General features: G+C 56.4%; 20 protein-coding genes and 1 tRNA gene. 8 read left to right on the top strand and 13 right to left on the bottom strand.

Features of this window, described 5'->3' with window-relative positions:
- The first annotated feature begins 1 nt into the window (after position 1).
- A complete protein-coding gene (gene yejF / locus ACMWLG_RS03780) occupies positions 2-1,591 on the top strand; it encodes a microcin C ABC transporter ATP-binding protein YejF (RefSeq protein WP_045402795.1) in 1,590 nt (529 codons plus the stop codon).
- A gap of 3 nt (positions 1,592-1,594) precedes the next feature.
- Here yejF and ACMWLG_RS03775 read toward each other — a convergent pair whose 3' ends face one another.
- The 3 genes from ACMWLG_RS03775 to rsuA all read right to left on the bottom strand — a co-directional run bounded on the left by ACMWLG_RS03775 (position 1,595) and on the right by rsuA (position 4,138).
- Positions 1,595-1,939 (bottom strand): YejG family protein, encoded by a 345-nt coding sequence (locus tag ACMWLG_RS03775; protein ID WP_023312494.1) that lies wholly within the window; start codon positions 1,937-1,939, stop codon positions 1,595-1,597.
- 279 nt (positions 1,940-2,218) lie between these two features.
- Positions 2,219-3,415: a Bcr/CflA family multidrug efflux MFS transporter gene (locus ACMWLG_RS03770; RefSeq protein ID WP_045402783.1), complete on the bottom strand. Its 1,197-nt coding sequence runs from the start codon at positions 3,413-3,415 to the stop codon at positions 2,219-2,221.
- A gap of 15 nt (positions 3,416-3,430) precedes the next feature.
- A complete protein-coding gene (gene rsuA, locus ACMWLG_RS03765) occupies positions 3,431-4,138 on the bottom strand; it encodes a 16S rRNA pseudouridine(516) synthase RsuA (protein ID WP_045354252.1) in 708 nt (235 codons plus the stop codon).
- 152 nt (positions 4,139-4,290) lie between these two features.
- Here rsuA and ACMWLG_RS03760 point away from each other — a divergent pair, with 152 nt between their 5' ends.
- Together ACMWLG_RS03760 and rplY are read left to right on the top strand one after the other, a co-directional pair.
- Positions 4,291-6,051 carry a DEAD/DEAH box helicase gene (locus tag ACMWLG_RS03760; protein WP_045402780.1) on the top strand — a complete coding sequence of 587 codons (1,761 nt, stop codon included), beginning with the start codon at positions 4,291-4,293 and terminating at the stop codon, positions 6,049-6,051.
- 125 nt (positions 6,052-6,176) lie between these two features.
- Positions 6,177-6,461 carry a 50S ribosomal protein L25 gene (gene rplY, locus ACMWLG_RS03755; protein WP_008500956.1) on the top strand — a complete coding sequence of 95 codons (285 nt, stop codon included), beginning with the start codon at positions 6,177-6,179 and terminating at the stop codon, positions 6,459-6,461.
- A 50-nt stretch (positions 6,462-6,511) separates the two neighbouring features.
- Here the strand turns inward: rplY and yejK are convergent, their stop codons facing one another.
- The gene (yejK, locus tag ACMWLG_RS03750) at positions 6,512-7,519 is read right to left on the bottom strand and encodes a nucleoid-associated protein YejK (RefSeq protein WP_021241524.1); all 1,008 of its coding nucleotides are present in this window, start codon (positions 7,517-7,519) and stop codon (positions 6,512-6,514) included.
- Positions 7,520-7,653: 134 nt separating this feature from the next.
- On the opposite strand from yejK, the gene ACMWLG_RS03745 reads away from it, so the two are divergent.
- The 3 genes from ACMWLG_RS03745 to ACMWLG_RS03735 all read left to right on the top strand — a co-directional run bounded on the left by ACMWLG_RS03745 (position 7,654) and on the right by ACMWLG_RS03735 (position 9,810).
- Positions 7,654-7,881 (top strand): YejL family protein, encoded by a 228-nt coding sequence (locus ACMWLG_RS03745; RefSeq protein ID WP_008500958.1) that lies wholly within the window; start codon positions 7,654-7,656, stop codon positions 7,879-7,881.
- A 19-nt stretch (positions 7,882-7,900) separates the two neighbouring features.
- A complete protein-coding gene (gene yejM, locus ACMWLG_RS03740) occupies positions 7,901-9,661 on the top strand; it encodes an LPS biosynthesis-modulating metalloenzyme YejM (RefSeq protein WP_045402776.1) in 1,761 nt (586 codons plus the stop codon).
- 72 nt (positions 9,662-9,733) lie between these two features.
- Positions 9,734-9,810: transfer RNA gene (locus ACMWLG_RS03735), tRNA-Pro, on the top strand.
- A 36-nt stretch (positions 9,811-9,846) separates the two neighbouring features.
- Here the strand turns inward: ACMWLG_RS03735 and ACMWLG_RS03730 are convergent.
- Together ACMWLG_RS03730 and ACMWLG_RS03725 are read right to left on the bottom strand one after the other, a co-directional pair.
- Positions 9,847-11,034 (bottom strand): MFS transporter, encoded by a 1,188-nt coding sequence (locus tag ACMWLG_RS03730; protein ID WP_045402772.1) that lies wholly within the window; start codon positions 11,032-11,034, stop codon positions 9,847-9,849.
- Between the two features lie 137 nt (positions 11,035-11,171).
- Positions 11,172-11,432, bottom strand: a complete 261-nt coding sequence (locus ACMWLG_RS03725; RefSeq protein ID WP_008500962.1) for a DUF2534 family protein — start codon at positions 11,430-11,432, stop codon at positions 11,172-11,174.
- A gap of 209 nt (positions 11,433-11,641) precedes the next feature.
- On the opposite strand from ACMWLG_RS03725, the gene eco reads away from it, so the two are divergent.
- Positions 11,642-12,145: a serine protease inhibitor ecotin gene (gene eco / locus ACMWLG_RS03720; RefSeq protein ID WP_045402768.1), complete on the top strand. Its 504-nt coding sequence runs from the start codon at positions 11,642-11,644 to the stop codon at positions 12,143-12,145.
- Between the two features lie 135 nt (positions 12,146-12,280).
- Here the strand turns inward: eco and mqo are convergent, their stop codons facing one another.
- A complete protein-coding gene (gene mqo / locus ACMWLG_RS03715; RefSeq protein ID WP_029740950.1) occupies positions 12,281-13,930 on the bottom strand; it encodes a malate dehydrogenase (quinone) in 1,650 nt (549 codons plus the stop codon).
- A gap of 187 nt (positions 13,931-14,117) precedes the next feature.
- Between mqo and ACMWLG_RS03710 the strand changes: the two genes are divergently transcribed.
- Positions 14,118-15,407, top strand: a complete 1,290-nt coding sequence (locus ACMWLG_RS03710) for a SulP family inorganic anion transporter (protein ID WP_047064438.1) — start codon at positions 14,118-14,120, stop codon at positions 15,405-15,407.
- Here ACMWLG_RS03710 and mgtE read toward each other — a convergent pair.
- From mgtE to ACMWLG_RS03680, 6 genes are all read right to left on the bottom strand, one after another.
- Entirely contained in the window at positions 15,370-16,806 is a 1,437-nt protein-coding gene (mgtE, locus tag ACMWLG_RS03705) for a magnesium transporter (protein WP_023312503.1), read from the bottom strand. The genes ACMWLG_RS03710 and mgtE overlap by 38 nt on opposite strands.
- 148 nt (positions 16,807-16,954) lie before the next feature.
- Positions 16,955-18,598: a multidrug ABC transporter permease/ATP-binding protein gene (locus ACMWLG_RS03700; protein WP_045403230.1), complete on the bottom strand. Its 1,644-nt coding sequence runs from the start codon at positions 18,596-18,598 to the stop codon at positions 16,955-16,957.
- A 69-nt stretch (positions 18,599-18,667) separates the two neighbouring features.
- A complete protein-coding gene (alkB, locus tag ACMWLG_RS03695) occupies positions 18,668-19,324 on the bottom strand; it encodes a DNA oxidative demethylase AlkB (RefSeq protein WP_045354262.1) in 657 nt (218 codons plus the stop codon).
- On the bottom strand, positions 19,324-20,382 hold the full coding sequence (gene ada / locus ACMWLG_RS03690; RefSeq protein ID WP_023312506.1) for a bifunctional DNA-binding transcriptional regulator/O6-methylguanine-DNA methyltransferase Ada: 1,059 nt from the start codon (positions 20,380-20,382) through the stop codon (positions 19,324-19,326). Before ada ends, alkB begins: the two co-directional genes overlap by 1 nt.
- A 72-nt stretch (positions 20,383-20,454) precedes the next feature.
- Positions 20,455-21,510, bottom strand: coding sequence for an FAD:protein FMN transferase ApbE (apbE, locus tag ACMWLG_RS03685; RefSeq protein ID WP_045402765.1), 1,056 nt, complete (start codon positions 21,508-21,510; stop codon positions 20,455-20,457).
- A gap of 114 nt (positions 21,511-21,624) precedes the next feature.
- Positions 21,625-22,737 (bottom strand): porin OmpC, encoded by a 1,113-nt coding sequence (locus tag ACMWLG_RS03680; RefSeq protein ID WP_045402762.1) that lies wholly within the window; start codon positions 22,735-22,737, stop codon positions 21,625-21,627.
- Positions 22,738-23,008: the final 271 nt, after the last annotated feature.

Raw genomic sequence — 23,008 nt, 5'->3', positions numbered from 1 at the left:
AATGACCCAGCCTCTTCTCAGTATTGATAACCTGTCGATTGCTTTTTCAAAGCAGGGCGAGACGCGCACCGTGGTCACCGACCTGTCGCTGAAGATCCAGACCGGTGAAACGCTGGCCCTGGTGGGCGAGTCGGGTTCAGGCAAGAGCGTTTCGGCACTCTCTATCCTGCGCCTGTTGCCGTCCCCGCCGGTGAGCTACCCGCAAGGGGATATTCTGTTTCACGGCAGCTCGCTGCTGCATGCCGACGAACATACCCTGCGCGGTATTCGCGGCAACAAAATCGCCATGATCTTCCAGGAGCCGATGGTTTCACTTAACCCTCTGCACAGCCTCGAAAAACAGCTTTATGAAGTGCTCTCCCTGCACCGAGGGATGCGCAAAGAGGCCGCGCGGGGAGAAATTCTGGATTGTCTTGAACGCACAGGCATACGCAATGCGCCCAAACGGCTGAATGATTTTCCGCATCAGCTCTCCGGCGGCGAACGCCAGCGCGTGATGATCGCCATGGCACTGCTCACGCGACCCGAGCTGTTGATTGCCGACGAGCCTACAACGGCGCTGGACGTGACGGTACAGGCGCAAATATTGACGCTGCTGCGGGAGCTGCGTGACGAGCTGAACATGAGCCTGCTGTTTATAACGCACAACCTGAGCATTGTGAGAAAGCTGGCCGACAGCGTCGCGGTGATGCAAAACGGACGCTGTGTTGAACAGAATACGGCGTCCGCGCTGCTGAGTGCCCCACAGCACCCCTATACGCAGCGCCTGCTCGACAGCGAACCCTCCGGCGACCCGATTCCTCTCGATGCGGACAGCACGCCGCTGCTGCGCGTTGAGGATCTGTCCGTCTCGTTCCCGATCCGCAAAGGTATTTTGCGACGCATCGTCGACCAGAATCCGGTGCTGAAACACATCCGCTTCTCGCTGCGCCCGGGAGAATCTCTGGGGCTGGTGGGTGAATCCGGTTCGGGCAAAAGCACCACCGGTCTGGCGCTGCTGCGCTTAATTGCCTCGCAGGGCGAGATCCTCTTTGACGATATGCCGCTGCACCGCTGGAACCGCCGCCAGATGCTGCCCGTGCGGCCCCGCATGCAGGTGGTGTTTCAGGATCCCAACTCCTCGCTTAATCCACGGCTCAGCGTGTTACAGATTATCGAAGAGGGTCTGCGCGTACATCAACCCGGCCTGAACGCTCAGCAGCGAGAGCAGGAAGTTATGCGGGTGATGGCCGAAGTGGGCTTAGATGCCGGGACGCGCCACCGCTATCCGGCTGAATTCTCCGGCGGGCAGCGCCAGCGTATCGCCATTGCCCGCGCGCTGATCCTGAAGCCGGAGCTGATTATTCTGGATGAACCGACGTCGTCGCTGGACAGAACCGTTCAGGCGCAGATCCTGGCCCTGCTGAAAGGGCTGCAGGAAAAGCACAGGCTGGCCTATATCTTTATCAGCCACGATCTTCAGGTGGTGCGGGCGCTATGCCATCAGGTGATTGTGTTGCGACAGGGAGAAGTGGTCGAGCAGGGTGAGTGCCAGCGCGTATTTAGCGCGCCAACGCAGCGCTACACGCGCCAGCTGTTGTCGGCAGACTAGCGGTCAGAACGGGTACTGGCCGGAGAAAGGCTCCGCGATGGCAACGCCAAAATTCTTCAGACGGCAGGTGGCGGCAAACTCGTCCTGGCTCTTCACAAACAGGCACGGCTCACCTTCACACTCCAGCACGGAGCTGTCCACTTCGATATCCGTCAGGGCCTGACTGAGACGCTCCATCACCCGCCATGCATTTTCGTCGCTCGGGCTCAACAGCTTGAGTGCTACCAGGCAGTTTTCACAGCCCGTGACGTTTTGCGGAATCGGTTCAACTTTCGAACCTGCAAAACCCGTCGACCAGCGATAGCTCTGGGGCAAGCGATGGACAATGGAGAGTTGTAATGTATTCACGTTCGTTCCCCGGAAGCAAAATTTACTTCACAATTTATTTACATTTATAGTAACACATCATCGCCAGCCTGCACTATTCAGCGCTTTTTTATCCGTTTCCTGGCTCGCGTCGGCGCTATATGTACCCGTTTCTGCGATCTAACTCAACCTTTTTGAATACAATGATGTGACTTTTTACACAAATAGATTTTACATAAAATAAACAAACACGGAATAAACGAACGGGGGTTTGGTTGATATGCATCAACAAAAAAGGCCCTGCCGGGCCTTCTCTGTGTTTTAGTGGGCCGCTTTTCGCGGTCGACTGGCGTAAAGATAGAAGAGTATCGAGCTGGTTGCGCAAAAAGCCATCGCCCACAGCATGGGCCATGCCGTCGTAAAGGTGGCCATCGAAAGCAACGCGCCAACGATAGCGCCGATGCCGAAGCGGAACGTCCCTGCCAGAGATGATGCGGTCCCCGCCATGTGCGGGAACTCATCCAGGATCACCGCCATCGCATTGGATGACACCATCGACACGCAGCCGACAAAAGCCGCCACGCCGACCACCAGCGCCCAGAAGCCCACGCCCAGAAACGCGCTCACCACCAGCCAGATCGCCATCACAAACTGTATCCACAGCCCGGCGCGGAACATGTTCAGAGCCCCCACCCGCCGGACAAAGCGGCTGTTGATGATGGTCATGATGAACAGGAAGACGATGTTAAGCGCAAAGTAATAGCCGAAGTGCTGCGGCGAAACGTGGTTCAGTTCGATGTAGACAAACGGCCCGGCGCTCAGGAAGGAGAACATTCCGGCGAAGCTGAACCCGCTTGCCAGCATATAGCTGAGCACGCGCTTGTGGCGAAACAGCGAGGCAAAGTTGCCGATGGTGGTTCGGATGTGGAATTTCTGCCGGCGCTCGACGGGAAGCGTTTCATCAATAAAGAAGAAAATCATCGCGGAGGCCAGCAGCGCGGCCAGGGCCAGGATCCAGAAAATCACATGCCAGCTAAACCACACCAGCACCGCACCACCGGCCATCGGGGCCACCAGCGGCGCAATCGTCGTCACCAGCATCACGAAGGACATCATGCGGGAGAACTCTTCCTTCGGGTAGATATCGCGCATCAGGGCGTTAATCACCACGCTTGCCGCTGCCGCCGCCAGACCGTGGAAGAAGCGCATGACAATCAGATGATCGATGGTCTGCGCCAGCGCGCAGGCAACCGCAGCGGCCGCAAAGACCAGCGTCCCGCCCAGAATAACGGGCTTGCGTCCAAGGCTGTCCGCCATCGGGCCATAAAACAGCTGGCCAAGGGCAAAGCCAAGAATATAGGTGCTGAGCGTCATCTGCGCGCTGCCCGCCGGAACGCCAAACTGCGCGGAAATGACCGGCAGCGCGGGCAGGTACATATCAATAGACAGCGGCATCAGCATGGCCAGCAGGCCAAGAATGAAGACGATTTTGAACGACGAGTGTGGCCTGGTGGTCACAGAGCTCTCCTGAAATTAGTGCGAAGGCAGACCGACGCTGGCGATCTCTTCTTCCGTTAACGGGCGATATTCGCCTGGCGCCAGGTCGGGATCGAGTTCGATCGCACCAATCCGCTCACGATGCAGGCCAACAACGTGGTTCCCCACCGCGGCAAACATACGTTTCACCTGATGGTAACGCCCTTCGCTGATGGTCAGACGGACCTCCGTCGGCGCGATCACCTCAAGCACGGCGGGTTTGGTCAGATCTTTTTCATTATGCAGCTGAACGCCTTTCGTGAATTGCTCTGCCGTGTCATCCGATACCGGCGACTCCAGCGTGACCAGATAGGTTTTCTCGCAGTGGTGACGCGGGGAAGTAATGCGATGCGACCACTGCCCGTCGTCGGTCATCAGCACCAGACCGGTGGTATCGATGTCGAGGCGGCCTGCGGCGTGCAGCTTGTGCGCCACCGGCTCGTCGAGGAAATAGAGCACCGTCGGATGATCGGGATCGTCCGTTGAGCAGACATAGCCTTCCGGCTTATTGAGCATGAAGTAGCGCGGACCGTGCTGCTGGGTCAGCGGATTGCCGTCATACTCCACCTGATGGTCAGGTTGCAGTTTGAACGCGCTGTCTCTCACAATATCGCCATCCACGGTAACGCGGCTGGCGCGAATTTCACGCCCGGCAATAGCGCGGCTTACGCCGAGTTGCTGAGCGATAAACTTATCAAGTCGCATGAAATCTTTTTAGCCTTAATGGTGCTGGAAGTCGGACAACAGGTCCGAAAAAAGAAGCAGTCTGGAACGGTTCAGTATAATGGTCTGGTTGCGCCACTCAAGGGAAAAAGTTTCGTGGCATACTATGTGCGGAATAACGAAACCGAGACCCCATGACTTTTACACTTCGTCCCTATCAGCAGGAAGCCGTTGACGCCACCCTCGCCTGGTTCCGTAAACATCGCGAGCCGGCGGCGATTGTGCTCCCGACCGGCGCAGGCAAAAGCCTGGTCATCGCCGAACTGGCGCGTCTGGCCCGCGGTCGCGTGCTGGTGCTGGCGCACGTTAAAGAGCTCGTCGCGCAAAACCACGCCAAGTATTGTGCGCTTGGGCTGGAAGCCGATATTTTCGCCGCCGGGCTGAAGCGCAAAGAGAGCCACGGCAAAGTGGTTTTTGGCAGCGTGCAGTCGGTGGCGCGCAATCTGGACCTGTTTCGCAGCGAATTTTCGCTGCTGATCGTCGACGAGTGTCACCGCATCAGCGATGACGACGACAGCCAGTACCAGCAAATCCTGGCTCACCTGAAAGCGGTGAATCCTCACCTGCGCCTGCTGGGCCTGACGGCGACCCCGTTTCGCCTGGGGAAAGGCTGGATCTATCGCTATCATTATCACGGCATGGTGCGCGGTGATGACAAGGCCCTGTTTAGCGACTGCATTTACGAACTTCCGCTGCGCTACATGATTAAACATGGCTACCTGACGCCGCCTGAACGGCTGGATATGCCGGTGGTGCAGTACGATTTCAGCCGTTTGCAGGCACAGAGCAACGGCTTATTCAGCGAAGCGGATCTCAATCAGGAGCTGAAAAAGCAGAAGCGTATTACGCCGCATATTATCAGCCAGATTGAGGAGTTCGCCGCGACGCGCAAGGGGGTAATGATCTTTGCCGCCACCGTTGAGCACGCGCGTGAAATCACCGGATTACTGCCCGCCGGCGACGCGGCGTTAATCACCGGCGAAACGCCCGGCCCGGAGCGCGACGGCCTGATTGACGCCTTTAAAGCCCAGCGGTTCCGCTATCTGGTAAACGTGTCGGTATTGACCACCGGCTTTGACGCCCCGCACGTCGACCTGATCGCCATTTTGCGCCCGACCGAATCGGTCAGTCTGTATCAGCAGATTGTTGGCCGCGGCCTGCGTCTGGCCCCGGGAAAAACCGACTGCCTGATTCTGGATTATGCCGGTAACCCGCACGATCTCTATACGCCTGAGGTCGGCGCGCCAAAAGGGAAAAGCGACAACGTGCCCGTGCAGGTATTTTGCCCTGCCTGCGGGTTTGCCAACACCTTCTGGGGAAAAACCACCGCCGACGGTACGCTGATCGAACACTTTGGCCGCCGCTGTCAGGGCTGGTTTGAAGATGATGACGGGCATCGCGAGCAGTGCGATTTCCGCTTCCGGTTCAAAAACTGCCCGCAGTGCAACGCCGAAAACGACATTGCCGCCCGCCGCTGCCGGGAATGCGACGCGGTGCTGGTTGATCCGGACGACATGCTGAAAGCGGCGCTAAAGCTGAAAGATGCCCTGGTGCTGCGCTGTTCCGGCATGGCGCTGCAGCCCGGCGCCGATGAAAAAGGCGAGTGGTTGAAAATCACCTATTACGACGAAGACGGGGCGGACGTCAGCGAGCGCTTCCGGGTTCAGACGCCTGCCCAGCGAATGGCCTTCGAACAGCTGTTTATCCGCCCGCATACCCGCACGCCGGGCGTGCCCCTGCGCTGGATCACCGTGGCCGATATCGTGCGCCAGCAGATGCTATTGCGCCATCCGGATTTTGTCGTCGCCCGTAAGAAAGGCCAGTTCTGGCAGGTGCGCGAGAAGCTCTTTGACTACGAAGGTCGCTTCCGTCGCGCCAACGAATTGCGCGGTTAGCGGGACTTTTCATTGATGTGAGGGGCATTTGAGTATAAAATGCCGCCCGCTTCACATCCGTGAGGCAGAACACTCACCTGCTGCTGGGTCGCCTGTAGTAGGGTTTTAAATACAGAGAGAAATCAATGTTTACTATCGAAGCAGAAGTACGTAACGTGCAGGGTAAGGGTGCGAGCCGCCGCCTGCGTACCGCTAACAAGTTCCCGGCTATCGTTTACGGTGGCGAAGCTGCTCCAGTTGCAATCGAACTGGATCACGACAAACTGTGGAACCTGCAGACCAAAGCTGAATTCTACAGCGAAGTTCTGACCATCGTTGTTGGCGGTAAAGAAGAAAAAGTGAAAGTTCAGGCTGTTCAGCGTCACGCGTTCAAGCCAAAACTGACTCACATCGACTTCGTTCGCGCGTAATCGCAAACCTGTCGAAAAAAACCCCGCTTCTGCGGGGTTTTTTGTGCCTGCTATTTACCGCCCGAGGTGCGGCGCTGAAGCTGATCGCGCAGATTCGGCGGCGTGCCCTTAATGGTCAGCGTATCGGTGGCCGGATCCCAAAAGATACGTTCACCCAGCAGCATCGCATCAAAGTTAATGGTTAACCCACCGCCGCTGCCGGCAAACTTGGTTAACTGACGCAGCGTGCTGCGATCCGCCGGGAAGCTCTCTTCAAGCTCATAGCCCTTTTCTGCGGTAAATTCCTGGAAGCTGACTTCGCTGACGCCCGCCAGCTCTTTTGACAGCGACTCCAGCTCAATCTCTTCCCCTGCCTGCAGCTGTTCGTTGCAGTAGCTGTAAACCTGCTGACGCACCGTCTGGCGCTCAGATTTATCGAGCTGCGCTTCTGCTGTGAAATCGTCAACCGCCTGGAGCAGCCCTTTGTTCTGCGCCTTGGCGTTAAGACCTTCGCTGGCACCGAGGAAGTCCATAAAGAAATCCGCCACTTTGCGGCCCACGCGCCCCTTCAGGAATGTCAGGTAGCGGGTCGACTCCGGGTTGGTTTCCCATTCGGTCAAATCAATACGCGCCACGATATCCGCATGGTTGATATCCAGATAATGCGTTGAGCTGATATCCAGCTGCTCGTTCACGCGCATGCTGCTTAAGTTATTCAGCACGGTAACCAGCAGATACTCGACCGCCAGGTAGCGATAGTGGCAGAACAGCACGATCCCGCCGTCGGCGAACGGATATTTCGCCAGTTCGTCGCGCAGACGCCCGGTTGCGGCACGGCTAAACGCCAGGAAATCCTCTTCGCCCTGACGCTGCAGGCGCAGACTATCGGCCAGTTCACTCTCTTCGTTGAACAGGCCATAGGCTTTATTTTTGGCGCTATAGACGCGATGCAGCTCTGCCATCATCTCCACCACGGTCGCCGTGGGTTCCAGTAACGAATCGCGCAGCACCACTTCAAGGGTTTGCTCATCACGCTTGATAAGCTGGTGCAAGGCAATCTGGTTGATTTCCAGACTCATGATAAACTCTCCTTTTAGACCGGGCGGTATTCAACCACCACCAGGACATGTGTGCAACAACAGATAAAAAAGGGGAAAAAAAGCTGTTGCTACGGTAATATGTTGCCCTTTCATCAACAAACTGATTTTGATTTATGCCACAACATTCCCGCTACAGTGATGAACACGTTGAACAACTGCTCAGTGAGCTGGTCAACGTACTGGAAAAACATAAAACGCCGACCGATCTCTCCCTGATGGTTTTGGGAAATATGGTCACCAACCTGATTAACACCAGCGTTGCTCCGGCTCAGCGTCAGGCGATCGCAAAATCGTTCGCCCAGGCTTTACAGTCGTCCGTCAGCAACGACCCGGCCCATTAAGGGATACGAACAACAGTTTATGGTGACGAATCGTCAGCGCTACCGTGAAAAAGTCTCCCAGATGGTCAGCTGGGGGCACTGGTTTGCCCTGTTCAACATTCTGCTGGCGACGGTCATTGGCTGTCGTTATCTGTTTGTCGCAGACTGGCCAACAACGCTAACCGGGCGTATCTACTCCTGGATGAGCGTTGTGGGTCACTTTAGCTTTTTGGTTTTCGCCACCTATCTGCTGATCCTGTTCCCCCTGACGTTTATCGTCATGTCGCAGCGTCTGATGAGGTTCTTGTCCGCCATCCTTGCGACGGTCGGGATGACGCTGCTGCTTATCGACAGTGAAGTGTTCACCCGCTTCCACCTGCACCTCAACCCCATCGTCTGGGAACTGGTGATTAACCCCGACCAGAACGAAACGGCCCGTGACTGGCAGCTGATGTTTATCAGCGTCCCGGTGATCCTGTTGATTGAGATGCTGTTCGCTACCTGGAGCTGGCAAAAGCTCCGCAGCCTGACCCGGCGACGCCATTATGCGAAGCCCGTCGCCGCGCTCTTTTTCGTCTCCTTTATCAGTTCGCACATCATGTATATCTGGGCGGATGCGAACTTCTATCGCCCTATTACCATGCAGCGCGCGAACCTGCCGCTCTCGTACCCGATGACGGCCCGTCGCTTCCTCGAGAAACACGGCCTGCTTGATGCGCAGGAGTACCAGCGCCGTCTTATCGAGCAGGGTAACCCGGAAGCCGTCAGCGTTCAGTATCCTCTGAGCGACCTGAACTACCGCGATATGGGGCGCGGACAAAACGTCCTGCTGATCACCGTCGATGGCCTGAACTATTCCCGTTTCGAGAAGCAGATGCCTGCGCTGGCCGCTTTCGCGAGTCAGAACGTCTCGTTTACTCAGCATATGAGCTCCGGTAACACCGCCGATGCGGGCATCTTTGGCCTCTTCTATGGCATTTCAGCTGGCTACATGGACGGCGTACTGTCTACCCGCACGCCTGCGGCGCTGATCACCGGGCTGAATCAGCAAGGCTATCAGTTAGGGTTGTTCTCCTCCGATGGCTTTAACAGCCCGCTCTACCGCCAGGCGCTGCTGTCCGATTTCTCACTGCCGACGGCGCAAAAACAGTCCGACGCGCAGACCGCCAGCCAATGGATAAACTGGCTGCAGCGTTACGCCCAGGAAGATAACCGCTGGTTCTCATGGGTTGCCTTTAACGGCACAACGCTTGCTGACAGCAATAAGAGTGACTTTGCGCGCCGCTACGGTCGCGCGGCTGGCGATGTTGATGCTCAGATAGGCCGCGTGCTTGATGCGCTTCGCGAGTCGGGCAAGCTGGACAATACCGTGGTGATCGTGACCGCGGGCCATGGCATCCCGCTAGGTGACGAGACGAAGAGTATGAGCTGGTCTCGCCCGAATCTGCAGGTTCCTCTGGTGATCCACTGGCCTGGCACCCCGGCGCAGCGCATTAATATGCTCACCGAGCATAAAGATGTGATGACAACCCTGATGCAACGTCTGCTGCACGTCAGCACGCCAGCAAACGAGTATTCGCAGGGGCAGGATCTCTTCAGCGCCGCGCGCCGCCACAGCTGGGTGACGGCAGCGGGGAATAATACGCTGGTGGTGACCACGCCGAAGCTGACGCTGGTGCTGAACAGCAACGGGAATTATCAGACGTATAATCTGCAGGGTGAACGGCTGAAAGATCAGAAACCACAGCTGAGCCTGCTGCTTCAGGTCCTGACGGATGAGAAGCGCTTCATCGCTAACTGATTAATAATAAACCAGTTAGCGACAGATTCCCTTGCATTCAAAACGGAATCGAGTAGTATTCTTTTTATGCGTCGGCACGTAGCGCAGCCTGGTAGCGCACCGTCATGGGGTGTCGGGGGTCGGAGGTTCAAATCCTCTCGTGCCGACCAAAAACACACTGAAAACCAGCCTGATGGCTGGTTTTTTTATTTCGCCTCGTCCGGCGTTTTGCGCAGATACACAAGCGTAGCCAGACAAATCACCGCTCCGGCATAAAACGTATATTCCGCGCCAAACGTTTCCCATATCGCGCCGGCTCCCACGCTGGCGATTAATAATCCCACGCCGCTTACCAGACTAAAAATACCGAAAGCCGTGCCGCGCAGATCGCGCGGTGCGGTTTTAGCGATCATTGCCGCCAGTAATCCCTGGGTCATACCCATATGTATTCCCCAAAGCGCAACGCCTAAAATGACTCCCATCCAGTGGCTGCTCAGCGCCAGAACAACATCTGCGCCAATCAGCACCATTAGCCCCCACTGCAGAAGTCGGGTGTGGCTCATGCCATCAGAAAGTTTGCCAAAAGGGTAAGCCGAAAGGGAATAGAGTACGTTCATGACCACCATCACCAGCGGAATAAGGGCCTGAGGAACGCCCGACTGCTGCGCACGAAGGACGAGAAAAGCCTCGCTAAACCGGGCAAGCGTGAGCACCGCACCAAGGCCAATCACCCACCAGCACGCTTTACCCAGCCGCCTTAAATTCTCTCGTTTAATGGGATTAGTACGTTTATGTTCGAGGGGAGTTTTCGGCTCCTGAAGGCCGAAATAGAGCAAGGCAACTGAAAGCAGACCGGGGATAAGAGCTATCCAGAAAACAGTGCGAAAATCATTGTCCAGCAACAGCATTAAGCTTACGGCCAGTAATGGGCCAAGAAATGCGCCTGTGGTATCCATTGACTGACGCAGGCCATATGCCGCACCACGCATTTCCGGCGGCGTGACGTCTGCAACCAGCGCATCCCGCGGGGCGCCCCGTATTCCCTTCCCCGTACGGTCCATGAGACGTGCGCCTAAAACCATCCCGGAAGAGGACGCTAATGCGAAAAGGGGTTTGCTTAGGGCCCCCAGGCCATACCCTAACAGGGCCAGCCCCTTACGTTGACCCAGGTAGTCGCTGATCGCCCCCGAAAAGACCTTAATAAAAAGCGCAGTGGCCTCCGCCAGCCCTTCAATCAGGCCGATTAACAGCACGCTCGTACCGAGGGTGGTCATCATAAAAAGTGGCAGCAGGCTGTGAATACTCTCTGACGAGATATCCATCAGCATACTGACGCCCCCCACAACCCAGACGCCTTTGGGGATCTGGCTGAGCACTGGAAATCTGGAACGCATCTACCGCTCCTGCTTTAAAAACAGTTGCCTGAATGCTTACAGGATAGGATATCGCGGATTAAAAAAACCTGAGGAGAGTGGGATGAGACCATAAAAAAGCCATCCGGCAGGATGGCTTAGCTATTGCGAGTCAGCGCTTAATGCTTCTCACGTCCGCCCAGGAAGAAAATGCCCAGCGGGATGGCCAGCAGAACGGTGAACACCAGGCTGTAGACGAAGATCATCGCCGACTGCAGGACATACATGCTGGTTGTCCAGGCAGAGAGGGGGATATTGTACTGTTCGATAACGCCAACAATGGTTGCCCGCCCCACGCACGCGGCAGCAATCATAAATACGACCAGCAGCGCCAGGAGGAACTTGCGGCCTTCAGGCGTTTTCAGTTTTGCACGAACCATCTCTCTTCCCTTTTACAGATGAATAACAATATACAGGGTCTAAAATAACACGAACTGACACCTGACTCCACACCAGCATAAACAACCACTAAACAGGCAAATTAAAAGCGTATAACGCTACCCATAGTGAAAATGTAAGTAAATAACACCGTTCATTCATCGTTGTTATGTTAACCTGCGCAGGATCGTTTTGACATAAAGGAATGACAATGAAAAACGCACCTAAATTTGCCATCGCCCTCATTGCCGCCGCGTGCGTCAGCAGCAGCGCTTTCGCCAGCGAAACTCCAAAAGAGCAGCCGCTGGAAAAAGTGGCTCCTTACCCGCAGGCGGACAAAGGGATGAAGCGTCAGGTGATTCAGCTGCCGGTTCAGCAGGATGAAGCGAACTTTAAAGTGGAACTGTTAATTGGTAAGACGCTGGAAGTGGACTGCAACCAGCACCGTCTGGGCGGTCAGCTGGAAAGCAAAACCCTGGAAGGCTGGGGTTACGACTATTACGTCTTTGACAAAGTGACCTCTCCGGTCTCCACCATGATGGCCTGCCCGGACGGCAAGAAAGAGAAGAAATTTGTAACGGCGTATCTGGGTGACAACAGTCTGCTGCGCTACAACAGCAAGCTGCCGATCGTGGTCTATACGCCTGAAAACGTAGAAGTGAAATATCGCATCTGGAAGGCTGATGAGAACATCGGACAAGCCGTAGTACGTTAAAAATAAGTCGGGTGGCGGCTTCGCCTTACCCGACCCGGAAAGGGTGCGCTCTGGTGCCCTCACCCCAACTCTCTCTCACCGGGAGAGGGAGAAAACACTAAAAACGGTAACGGATGTTACCGTTTTGCTTTTACCTTACAGCGCGATATCCGCAACCGGTTTGTTTTCCGGCTGAGGCTTCAGCTCCGCTTTTGGCGCAGCATCCGCAGCCTGTGGCTTAATGTATTGCAGCTGCAGTACGCGGCTGGTGTATTCCAGCTCCTGCTCCGTCGCGCTCACGTTGCCGTTCAGCTTCGTGCCGTAGGATGGAATAATGGTTTTCAGCTTTGCCTGCCATTCCGGGCTGGCGACTTTGTCTTTAAACACTTTTTCCATCAGGTGCAGCATGATTGGCGCAGCGGTAGACGCGCCCGGCGACGCCCCCAGAAGCGCGGCAATGGTGCCATCCTTATCGCTTACCACTTCGGTACCCAGACGCAGCACGCCACCCTCTTTCGGATCGCGCTTGATGATCTGTACGCGCTGACCCGCCTGCCACAGACGCCAGTCTTCTTTCTTCGCCTGCGGATAGTACTCTTTCAGCGCCTCGAAGCGGTCGTCGTCAGAGAGCATCACCTGGCTGATCAGGTATTTCACCAGGTCGAAGTTATCCAGACCCACATCCATCATCGGCTTGACGTTAGAGGTGGTCGTGGCGCTGAGCAGATCCCACAGGGAGCCATTTTTCAGGAACTTCGTGGAGAAGGTCGCGAACGGCCCAAACAGCACCACGCGTTTGCCGTCAAGCATACGGGTGTCGATGTGCGGAACAGACATCGGCGGTGCGCCAACGGAAGCCTGGCCGTACACTTTTGCCAGATGACGGTTCACCACTTCCGGGTTTTCTGACACCAGGAACTGACCGCCGACCGGGAAGCCCGCGTAGTCGTCAGCTTCCGGAATACCGGACTCCTGCAGCAGCTTCAGCGCCGCGCCGCCCGCACCGATAAAGACAAACTTCGCCTTAATGACGTGCTCGGCTTCGTTGTTTTTCAGATCAGCAACGGTCACGCTCCAGCTGTTATCCGCGTTGCGCTTGAAACCGCGCACTTCGGTGCTGAGCTGCAGGTTGAAGTTCTCTTTTTTCTTCAGAGACGTCACCAGCTGACGGGTAATTTCACCGTAGTTAACGTCGGTACCAATTTCGGTACGGGTCGCCGCCACTTTCTGGTTCGGGTCACGACCTTCCATGACCAGCGGAGCCCACTCTTTAATCTGCGCGTGGTCTTCAGAGTATTTCATCCCGCGGAACAGCGTGCTCTGCTGCAGAGCGGCGTAGCGCGCGCGCAGGAAGTTGACGTTCTGCTCTCCCCACACAAAGCTCATGTGCGGCACGGTGTTGATGAAAGAGTGCGGGTCGTGCATCACGCCGCTGTTGACCTGATGAGACCAGAACTGGCGAGAAACCTGGAATGCTTCGTTGATCTCTACCGCCTTCTCGATACTAATGGAACCGTCCTTTTTCTGCGGCGTATAGTTCAGTTCCATGAGTGCCGAATGTCCGGTACCGGCGTTATTCCATCCGTTCGAACTCTCCTGCGCCACGCCATCAAGGCGCTCGACCATGGTCATAGACCAGTCCGGCTGCAGTTCTTGCAGATAGGTTCCCAGCGTGGCGCTCATGATACCGCCACCAATTAAAAGGACGTCCGTTTCCTGCTCTTTTGGTGCGTCAGCTTTCGCCGCCATGGAGACGGTGTTAAGCCCCACGGCCAGAGAAAAGAGCATGGCAGTCATTTTTTTCATAATTTATGCCTTAGTGTAAAAGTGCTTGATGCGTGGAAATTGCAGGTGAAAAAAGCTGCGGGGGCACGGTAACAACTTTTAAATATTGTTTAAAGGTTACGAAATTATTGTAATTGTGAAATTCAATGATGGATTGTTTGTGAGGAATTATCGATGCGTCTGGTAAAGCGCGGTTTTACTGGCTAGTATGTTGCGTTTTGTGATCGCGCGCACGGAAGCCTGCCCTAACCAGCGAACTGTTATGTCCTTACCCCATTCTGCTGTATCCCCCGAAGACCGCGTGGCCAACGTGCTGCGTTCCCCAAAGCAGCTGACGCGTGAAACGCTGGCAGGCGTGATTACCGCCCTGGCGCTGATCCCCGAAGTTATCTCATTTTCGGTGGTGGCGGGCGTTGACCCGAAGGTCAGCCTGATCGCCTCCGTGGTGCTGTGTCTTACCCTGTCGGTACTGGGTGGCCGCCCGGCGATGGTCACGGCAGCGGCCGGTTCCGTGGCGCTGGTCATTGGCCCGATGGTGCATCAGCACGGCGTACAGTACATACTTCCCGCCGTGCTGATGGCGGGCGTGATTCAGATTTTGTTTGGCATGCTGGGCATGGCAAGACTGATGCGCTTTATCCCCCAGTCGGTCATGACCGGATTTGTTAACGCCCTGGGCATTTTGATCTTCTTCGCTCAGGTGCCGCATTTCTGGAGCCGAAGCCCGCTGATTGTGGGCCTGTTCGTCCTGACGCTGCTGATTGTGCTGTGGATGCCGCGCTATATCAAAAGCATCCCTTCCCCGCTGATTGCGATTGTTGTGCTTACCTTGTTCACCGTTTCAACCGGTCAAATCCTGCCGACCGTGGGCGATGAAGGCTCCATGAGCGGCGGTTTGCCGGGTCTTACCGAGCTGCTGGTCCCGCTCAATGTGCAGACGCTGAGCATTATCTGGCCGTGCGCGCTGAGCATCGCGTTTGTCGGCCTGCTGGAATCCCTGCTGACGGCAAAGCTGGTGGATGAGCTGACCGCAACGCCGTCCAGTAAACGCCGCGAAAGCATTGGATTAGGCGTCGGCAATATCCTGGCCGGATTTTACGGGGGGATTGCTGGCTGCGCGATGATCGGACAAACCATCGTCAACGTGGAGATGGGGAAAGGTCGAAGCCGCATTTCAACCTTTGCGGCGGGCATTGTGCTGCTGATCCTGGTGACGGCGCTCAGCGACGTGATGGCCAAAATCCCGATGGCGGTGCTGGCGGGTATTATGGCAATTGTTGCCGTCAAAACCTTCAGCTGGCACAGCCTTCAGCCAGCCACGGTGAAAACGGCCCCGATTGCAGAAACGGTCGTCATGCTGGTCACCGTAGCCGCCACGGTATCAACCGGCAATCTGGCGATTGGCGTGCTGGGCGGGATTATCGTCATGGCACTCCTCCCCGCCCGCATTAAGCGTCGGCTTAAAGCAGAAAAATCGTCGCCAGCCCAAGAAAAATAAAGAAACCGCCGGTATCGGTGATGGCGGTGATCATCACGCTCGACCCGACCGCGGGGTCGCGGCCCAGTTTGGTCATCGTCAGCGGGATAATCACGCCCATTATCGACGCTACCAGCAGGTTCAGCACCATCGCCAGCATCATCACGCCGCCCAGGGCCATATCGTCGTACAGCCACCAGGTGATGCCGCCCATAATCCCGCCCCACACCAGGCCGTTAATTAGCGCGACGCCCATCTCTCTAAAAATGAGCCACGAAAAGTTACCTGGCTGAATGTTTTCCAGCGCCAGCGCGCGAACGATCATGGTTATAGTCTGGTTTCCGGTGTTGCCGCCGATTCCGGCCACAATCGGCATCAGCGAGGCCAGCGCCACCAGCTGAGAAATGGTGTGTTCAAACCCGTCAATCACCCGGGAGGCGATAAACGCGGTACACAGGTTAATGGCCAGCCACGCCCAGCGCGTTTTTACCGCCTTGCCGACGGAGGCATGGACATCATCTTCGGCGCTGATCCCGCCGAGCGCGCGCAGGTCGTTGTCGGTTTCTTCATAGACCACGTCAACGATCTCATCGATGGTCAGACGCCCCATCAGTTTGCCGACGGAATCCACGACGGCGGCACTCACCAGGTCGTCACGCTCGAAGGTACGCGCCGCTTTCTCCGCATCGTCTTCCGGGGAGAAGACCATCGGCTCGTTTTCCATCACCTCGCTCACCTTCCGCTGGGTGCTGTTGAGCAGGATGGTTTTCAGCTCAAGTTCGCCAAGCAGGGTTTTATCCCGGGAGGTGACAAACAGTTTATCGGTGTTGTCCGGCATTTTGCCCAGGCGACGCAGATAGCGCTGCACGGTACCGAGCGTCACGTCCGGGCGCACCGTGATAACGCCGAACTCCATGATCGCGCCGACGCTGTTTTTCTCGTAGTGCATCACCTGACGCACGCGCGCCCGCTCCTCCGCAGGCAGTGACGCCAGCAGGCGGCCGGTCAGGTTTCGCGGCAGGTGCTGAACGAGGTAAATCTGCTCGTCGATATCCAGGGTTTGCACCGCGTCGAGAATATCCCGATCGCTCATCTCGTCGATCAGGTCGTCCCAGACGTTTTCGGAGGCCTCAAGCAGCACCTGCCCGCGCTCGTGATCCTGCACCAGACGCCACAGGGCGTGACGCTCTTCCGAGGGAAGCGCTTCAAGGGTATCCGCCAGATCCGGCGGGGGTAAATGAGCAACCAGCGCACCTACCTCAGCAATATCGTCGGCCAGGGTGCCGACATCATATTGCTCAGCCAGGGTGAGTTTGCCTAAAAGCGTAGAAGTGACCGCTTTATCGGTCGTGAGAAGCCAGATGAGTCGCGCGCGCTCCTGGTCACGCTGTCTGGCGCTGTTTTTCTTTAATACCGACATCAATAATAAATCCATTAAATGAGTTGGGGTTAAGCATAGCGCGGGGATATGTAAATAAGAATAAACAACGGGACGGGATGGGGAAAAAAGCGGCATTACGGCCACGATCTATCCCCTCTCCCTGTGGGAGAGGGTTAGGGTGAGGGCATCAGGCCGTACGCGCTACCGCGTCACGCGAGGCCGCATCTCGATCTTCACCGGTCAGCTCGCTCAGCTTGCCGTCGCGCATCTCCAGCAGGCGGTCAGCATGAATGAAGTAGTGATCGTCGTGGCTGATGGCGAAAATGGTTTTACCCATCTCCTGCATCAGCGGCAGCAGTACCTGATAAAACTCGCGGCGGAAATGCGGGTCCTGATCCGCAGCCCACTCGTCCAGCAGGATGATGTCACGCTCTTCCGCCAGCGCCAGCAGCAGCGCCACGCGCTTTTTCTGCCCTTTGGAAAGCTTCAGATTGAGAATTTTACCGTCCTGAAGTTCCAGCTTGTGCGACATCTGCAGCTGCGCCAGCCATTTTTCCACCAGCGCCGGATTGGCCTGTTGCCCTTCCGGCCCCAGCAGCCGATCGAACAGCCAGACGTCGGTGAACACCGCCGAGAAAAGCTTGCGGTAATCCTCGGGCTTCTCAGCGCTTAGCGCCTTGCCGTCCAGCAAAATCTCGCCCGACTGCGGCTGATAGAGTCCGGTCAGCAACATCGCCAGCGTAGATTTACCGCTGCCGTTACCGCCGATGAGGAACAGCAGTTCACCGCGGCGGATCGTCAGGTTGACCGGTCCCACGGAGAAAGCGCTGTCCTGATAGTGGAACTTGACGTTACGCAGCTCCAGCGTCTGCCAGTTCGGGAAGGCCTGCGGGCGTGGGAATTCGGCCTTGAACGGCGCGAGATCGAATTTTTTGAGCTTATTAAAGGCCACCTGCGCACTCAGTAAGGTGGGCAACGCGCCGACCGCCGAGAGCAGCGGCGTGCGTAAAAACAGCAGCGTCAGCGAGTAAGTTGCCGCTACGTTGGTGTCGGCCCAGCCCAGGCCATTCGCCATCCAGAATACCAGGCCAATGGCACCCAGCATCATGATGTTTGACCAGTTCACCGCGCTCAGGTGGAAGGTGTCGGCGCGAATAATATGATGACGGTATTCGCGCGCGTCCGGGATATAGAGATGATTAAAGATATGCTCGGCGCGCTCGCGGTTCAGGGTGAGCTCTTTGCGCCCTTCCAGCACCGTCTGGTAATCGTTATAAAGCTTATCTTCGGTTTCGCGCAGTACCGCCATGTGTTTATAGACGCGCGACACCAGCATAAAGCCGCCCCAGATGGTAATGACAATCCACAGCGCGGTCACCGCCAGCATTTTGCTGGAGAGCCAGGCGAGATAGGCGGCCGAACCAAAGGTCAGAATGATCCCCTGCACCAGCTCCGGCAGACGAACGAACGCGATGGTAATGGCGCGCACGTCGCTGGTCAGCCCCGCCAGCAGGGAGGCGCTGCCGAGCTGCTCAACGCGCTCTATTTGGGTGTCCAGGATCCGCTTGATAAACTCACTGCGCAAACGGAAAACGAAATGGTGCCCGAGCGTGGTCAGTGCCAGCTGGGAACCGAGCGTAACCGCCATCAGCAGGAGCAGCAGGCCGAGAAACTCCGGCAGAACGGAGAGCGAAGTGTCGGTCATTTCAATCAACCGCACGTTAATAAACGCGATCAGGCCAATCCCCAGCGCGGCGCTGGCAAGGCTTAACGCCATTACTGCGATGAAGGGCCAGCGATACTGACGCCAGACGAGGAGAAGTAGTTGCATGCAGGCAATCCGGACAATAAAAATCAGCCAGCAGTGTAAACTGCCCTGCGTGTACATCAAGAATAATTCTTATTTTAGTTTACTGTGCCCCGCCTGACGGAAGGTCAGGTTGAAACGGTACTCGCCCGTGAGCGGGTGAACCCCGGGCTTCAGCGGCTGAATGCCGTGATAATAAAGCCGCGACTCCCTGCCCCACACCACCACATCGCCATGTTCCAGCATAATGCGCTTGAGCGGGTCGTTGCGGCGTAATCCCCCAAACTGGAAGACGGCAGGCAAACCTAACGATACCGAGACGATAGGCGCGCGAAGATCGGGTTCATCCTTGTCCTGATGCAGCGAGAGCTTCGCGCCAACGGCGTAGCGGTTGATCAGGCAGGCATCCGGCCGGAAGTCAGGATACTGCGCTGCCACGGCGGCCTCGTGGCAGAGAGACTGAAAAATCGCGGGCATCGGGGGCCACGGCTGGCCGGTAGCGGGATCGTTCGGAGCATACAGATAGCCCCGCTCGTTCGTCGCCCAGCCCAGTTCGCCGCAGTTGGCCATGGCCACCGACATGGTGTAGCCGCCCGGCGTCACCATATGGCGAAATGGCGAAACCGCCGTCACCTCGTCGATACCGGCAAGAAGCGCCGCCGCACGGGAGAGTGCAAAACGGCGCAGGATCACCGCTCCCGGAGCAAGCGGCTCCTGCCAGGGTTCAGCATCCGCAAAAAGATCGAGCATTATCCCTCCTGGCGTTTCGCCTCACGTTTCAGTAATAGCGCCTTTCGCGCCGAGCCCCAACGGTAACCCGACAGCGCGCCGTCGTTCCGAACCACGCGATGACAGGGGATCACAATCGCCAGCGTGTTTGCCGCACAGGCTCCGGCAACGGCGCGTACCGCACTGGGCTGGCCAATCGCCTGCGCCACCTGCCGGTAACTTGCCGTTTCGCCGCAGGGAATGTTGCGAAGGGCCTGCCAGACGCGCTGCTGGAACGCGGTTCCGCGAATATCCAGCGGCAGCGCAAGTGGTACATCGCGGTTATCAATACTGGCAATCACCTGCTGGATCCGCTGTGCGAAATCCTCTTCCAGCGGCGCATGCGCTGCTTTTGGAAAATGCGCGGCAAGCTCTTCGGCTAATTCTTCATCGCTGTCACCCAGCAGGATCGCGCAGATCCCCCGCTCGCTTTCTGCAACCAGACAGCGTCCTAACGAGCAGTCGCTGATGGCATAACGCACTGCCGCATCCCCTTTGCGGTACTGCTTCGCCGTCATGCCCAGCGCATCGTTGGCTTTGCGATAATAGCTGCTGCTGTCGGGAAACCCCGCCGCCAGCACGGCGTCGGTAACTTTGTCTCCCTGTGCAAGCGCGGTGCGCAGGCGCTGGCCTCGCGCCGCCTGCTGCCAGGCCTTTGGCGTCATGCCGGTCACGGACTTAAACAGACGGTGGAAATGGAAAGGACTCATGGCGACCTGCTGCGCCAGCCCCTCCAGGGTTAGCGTGGGATCCTGCTCCAGAAGACGGCAGGCGTGTTCCACTTTTGCCAACTTCTGCGCCTGCGGATCGCGTTTGTCCGGCATGCAGCGCTTGCACGGGCGAAACCCTGCCTGAACAGCATGGTGGGCATCGGGATAAAAGCGGACGTTTTTACGCAGCGCGTGGCGGGCGCGGCATGACGGGCGGCAGAAAATACCCGTCGTCTGCACGGCGAAGACAAACTGTTCGTCAGCGAGCGGATCGCGGGCCAGCACGGCCTGCCAGCGATCCTCATCGGTAATAAAGGTTGAGTTTCTCATTATCGGCTCCTCTTGTAAGCATACATAGAGCCTGCCTGAGTGCCACTGATAAAAAACCCGCAACCTTGCTTTTTAATTTTTGTCGCGCACCAGGAAGCTATTGAACTGCGGCGAGCTCCAGGTTTTGAACCCGTCGCCCTCTTTGGTGATCATATAAACCGCCAGCCCTTCCTGGCGGACCACCTCTTTGGCTTTTTCCGGGCCGAGAACCATTAAGCCAGTATCCCAGGCATCCGCTTCCAGCGCGGTTGGGGCGATGACCGTCACCGAGACCAGGTTATGCGTGATGGGACGGCCGGTATGCGGATCGATAACATGCGAAATACGCTTCCCGTCAAGCTCGTAATAGTTACGATAGCTCCCGGAGGTACTGATGCCATGTCCGTTGATATCCACTATCGCCTGTACGGCATTTTGCCGATCGGTCGGCTTTTGAATCGCTACGCGCCACGGCTTATCGCTGGCGTTCATCCCCCGGCTGACTAGCGCGCCGCCCACGGAGACCAGATAGCGGGAAATGCCTTCCTGGGCCATCAGCGCTGCAAGATGATCCGCCGCATAGCCTTCCCCTACCGTCGACAGATCGACAAACAGATCGGGGATATCCTTTTGCAGGTACTGTTGTCCGTACTGATTGATCACCGTCAGATGCTGCAGCCCTGTCCGGGCGCGGGCGTCATCAATGGCCGCCTGTTCGGGCGTGGTCACCGGCTGTTTGTTAGGGCCAAATCCCCAGAGGTTTACCAGGGGTCCGACGGTCACATCCATCGCGCCGTTGGTTTTATAACCCACGCGTATAGATTCGGTCACGATATCGGCCATCGCCTCGCTCACCGGCCACAGGGAGGTGCTGGTGGAGAGGTTAAAGCGCATCAGCGCCGAGTCATTTTTATAGGTTGAGAGCAGCTGATCGTCGGCATCCAGCTGAGACTGGATTTTGCCGCGTAGCTCATCTGTGCGTGTTTTATCGAGGTTCATCACGCTGACGCGCCAGAAGGTGCCCATCGTTTTGCCTTCGAGCACCGTCGCGGCGGGTGCGTCGGCTTTCGCCACGGGCGCGGAATCGTCACACGCGGTCAGGAAAAAAAGCATAGCCAGAAAGCTGGCGCGTAAAAAAGTCATGTCCATTCATTATTATCCTCATGCCAGGGCGGCAAGAGTACACCAAAACGCGTGAGTTGTTCGAATCTGCGAGACACAAAAAAGGGGCCAGCAGGCCCCTTACGTCACACGATGAAGCGATTAGAACTGGTAAACCAGACCCAGCGCTACGATATCGTCAGTACCGATACCCGCCTGACGGGTGAATTCATTTTCATCAACCAGGTTGATTTTGTAATCCACGTAGGTGGACATGTTTTTGTTGAAGTAGTAAGTCGCACCAACGTCAACATATTTCAGCAGATCCTGATCGCCGTAACCTTCGATGTCTTTCCCTTTAGACTGCAGGTAAGCCACGGACGGACGGAGGCCGAAGTCGAACTGGTACTGAGCAACCACTTCGAAGTTCTGCGCTTTGTTAGCGAAGCCGTAAGCGGTAGTCGGGCTGCTGCCGTTAGAGGTACCGAAACGGGTTGCGTTGTAGGTCTGAGAGTACTGCGCTGCCAGATAGATGTTGTTGGCATCGTATTTCAGGCCACCAGTATAGACTTCTGCGTGATCGCCATTACCGTATACGCCCGGTGCGTTCTGGTCAGCGGTACGTTTGGAGGAGGACATCGCACCACCTACGCTGAAGCCTTCGCCAAGGTTATAGGTCAGGGATGCACCGTAGCCGTCGCCGTTCTGTTTCAGGGTGCTACGACCGGTGTCGTTTTCACCGCTTACGCTGCCGTTTTTACCCTGATACTGCAGGGCAAAGTTCAGGCCATCCACCAGACCAAAGAAGTCCTGGTTGCGGTAGGTCGCCACGCCGTTAGCACGGGACTGCAGGAAGTTGTCCGCACCGTAAGTATCGCCGCCAAATTCTGGCAGAACGTCGGTCCAGGAGGTTACATCGTAGATTACGCCGTAGTTACGACCGTAATCGAAAGAACCCGCGTCAGCGAATTTCAGACCCGCGAACGCCACACGCGTCCAGGCCTGGTTGTCGCTTTCAGAGGTGTTGCCCTGGATCTGGTATTCCCACTGGCCGTAACCGGTCAGCTGATCGTTAACCTGAGTTTCGCCTTTGAAGCCAAGACGCATGTAAGTCTGGTCGCCGTCGGCACTCTTGTCGTCAGAGAAATAGTGCAGACCATCGACTTTACCGTACAGATCTAATTTGTTGCCATCTTTGTTATAAATTTCGGCCGCATTTGCTGCGCCTGCCACCAGGAGTGCTGGTACCAGGAGGGACAGTACTTTAACTTTCATTTTATTAACCCTCTGTTATATGCCTTATAATTGCCACTGCTTACTGGTTAACCCTCATTAACCAGTCGGCAATTTCATTCTCCGCAAAATTACAGAATAATCCAATGCGAATATGATACGAAAACTTTGAAGATGTTTCATTTACCCATCAACATGTTTCAAAATGTAAATATCAAGGAACTTTTACAAAGCACAAATAGCTTAGAAAATTAGCACTTATAATCAAACAGGAAAATCACCACATACACATCAAACAGTTACAATAAAATCC

It is taken from the genome of Enterobacter sp. 01-M-02-SI-ECC (genome assembly GCF_047530595.1).
Lineage (GTDB): Bacteria > Pseudomonadota > Gammaproteobacteria > Enterobacterales > Enterobacteriaceae > Enterobacter > Enterobacter cloacae_M.
This window is presented reverse-complemented; position numbering and strand designations above follow the sequence as displayed.

Coding starts and splice junctions, on each gene's coding strand:
- yejF (WP_045402795.1), top strand. CDS start 2: ATGACCCAGCCTCTTCTCAGTATTGATAACCTGTCGATTGCTTTTTCA.
- rsuA (WP_045354252.1), bottom strand. CDS start 4,138: ATGCGACTTGATAAGTTTATCGCTCAGCAACTCGGCGTAAGCCGCGCT.
- ACMWLG_RS03760 (WP_045402780.1), top strand. CDS start 4,291: ATGACTTTTACACTTCGTCCCTATCAGCAGGAAGCCGTTGACGCCACC.
- rplY (WP_008500956.1), top strand. CDS start 6,177: ATGTTTACTATCGAAGCAGAAGTACGTAACGTGCAGGGTAAGGGTGCG.
- yejK (WP_021241524.1), bottom strand. CDS start 7,519: ATGAGTCTGGAAATCAACCAGATTGCCTTGCACCAGCTTATCAAGCGT.
- ACMWLG_RS03745 (WP_008500958.1), top strand. CDS start 7,654: ATGCCACAACATTCCCGCTACAGTGATGAACACGTTGAACAACTGCTC.
- yejM (WP_045402776.1), top strand. CDS start 7,901: ATGGTGACGAATCGTCAGCGCTACCGTGAAAAAGTCTCCCAGATGGTC.
- ACMWLG_RS03730 (WP_045402772.1), bottom strand. CDS start 11,034: ATGCGTTCCAGATTTCCAGTGCTCAGCCAGATCCCCAAAGGCGTCTGG.
- ACMWLG_RS03725 (WP_008500962.1), bottom strand. CDS start 11,432: ATGGTTCGTGCAAAACTGAAAACGCCTGAAGGCCGCAAGTTCCTCCTG.
- eco (WP_045402768.1), top strand. CDS start 11,642: ATGAAAAACGCACCTAAATTTGCCATCGCCCTCATTGCCGCCGCGTGC.
- mqo (WP_029740950.1), bottom strand. CDS start 13,930: ATGAAAAAAATGACTGCCATGCTCTTTTCTCTGGCCGTGGGGCTTAAC.
- ACMWLG_RS03710 (WP_047064438.1), top strand. CDS start 14,118: ATGTTGCGTTTTGTGATCGCGCGCACGGAAGCCTGCCCTAACCAGCGA.
- mgtE (WP_023312503.1), bottom strand. CDS start 16,806: ATGTCGGTATTAAAGAAAAACAGCGCCAGACAGCGTGACCAGGAGCGC.
- ACMWLG_RS03700 (WP_045403230.1), bottom strand. CDS start 18,598: ATGCAACTACTTCTCCTCGTCTGGCGTCAGTATCGCTGGCCCTTCATC.
- alkB (WP_045354262.1), bottom strand. CDS start 19,324: ATGCTCGATCTTTTTGCGGATGCTGAACCCTGGCAGGAGCCGCTTGCT.
- ada (WP_023312506.1), bottom strand. CDS start 20,382: ATGAGAAACTCAACCTTTATTACCGATGAGGATCGCTGGCAGGCCGTG.
- apbE (WP_045402765.1), bottom strand. CDS start 21,510: ATGGACATGACTTTTTTACGCGCCAGCTTTCTGGCTATGCTTTTTTTC.
- ACMWLG_RS03680 (WP_045402762.1), bottom strand. CDS start 22,737: ATGAAAGTTAAAGTACTGTCCCTCCTGGTACCAGCACTCCTGGTGGCA.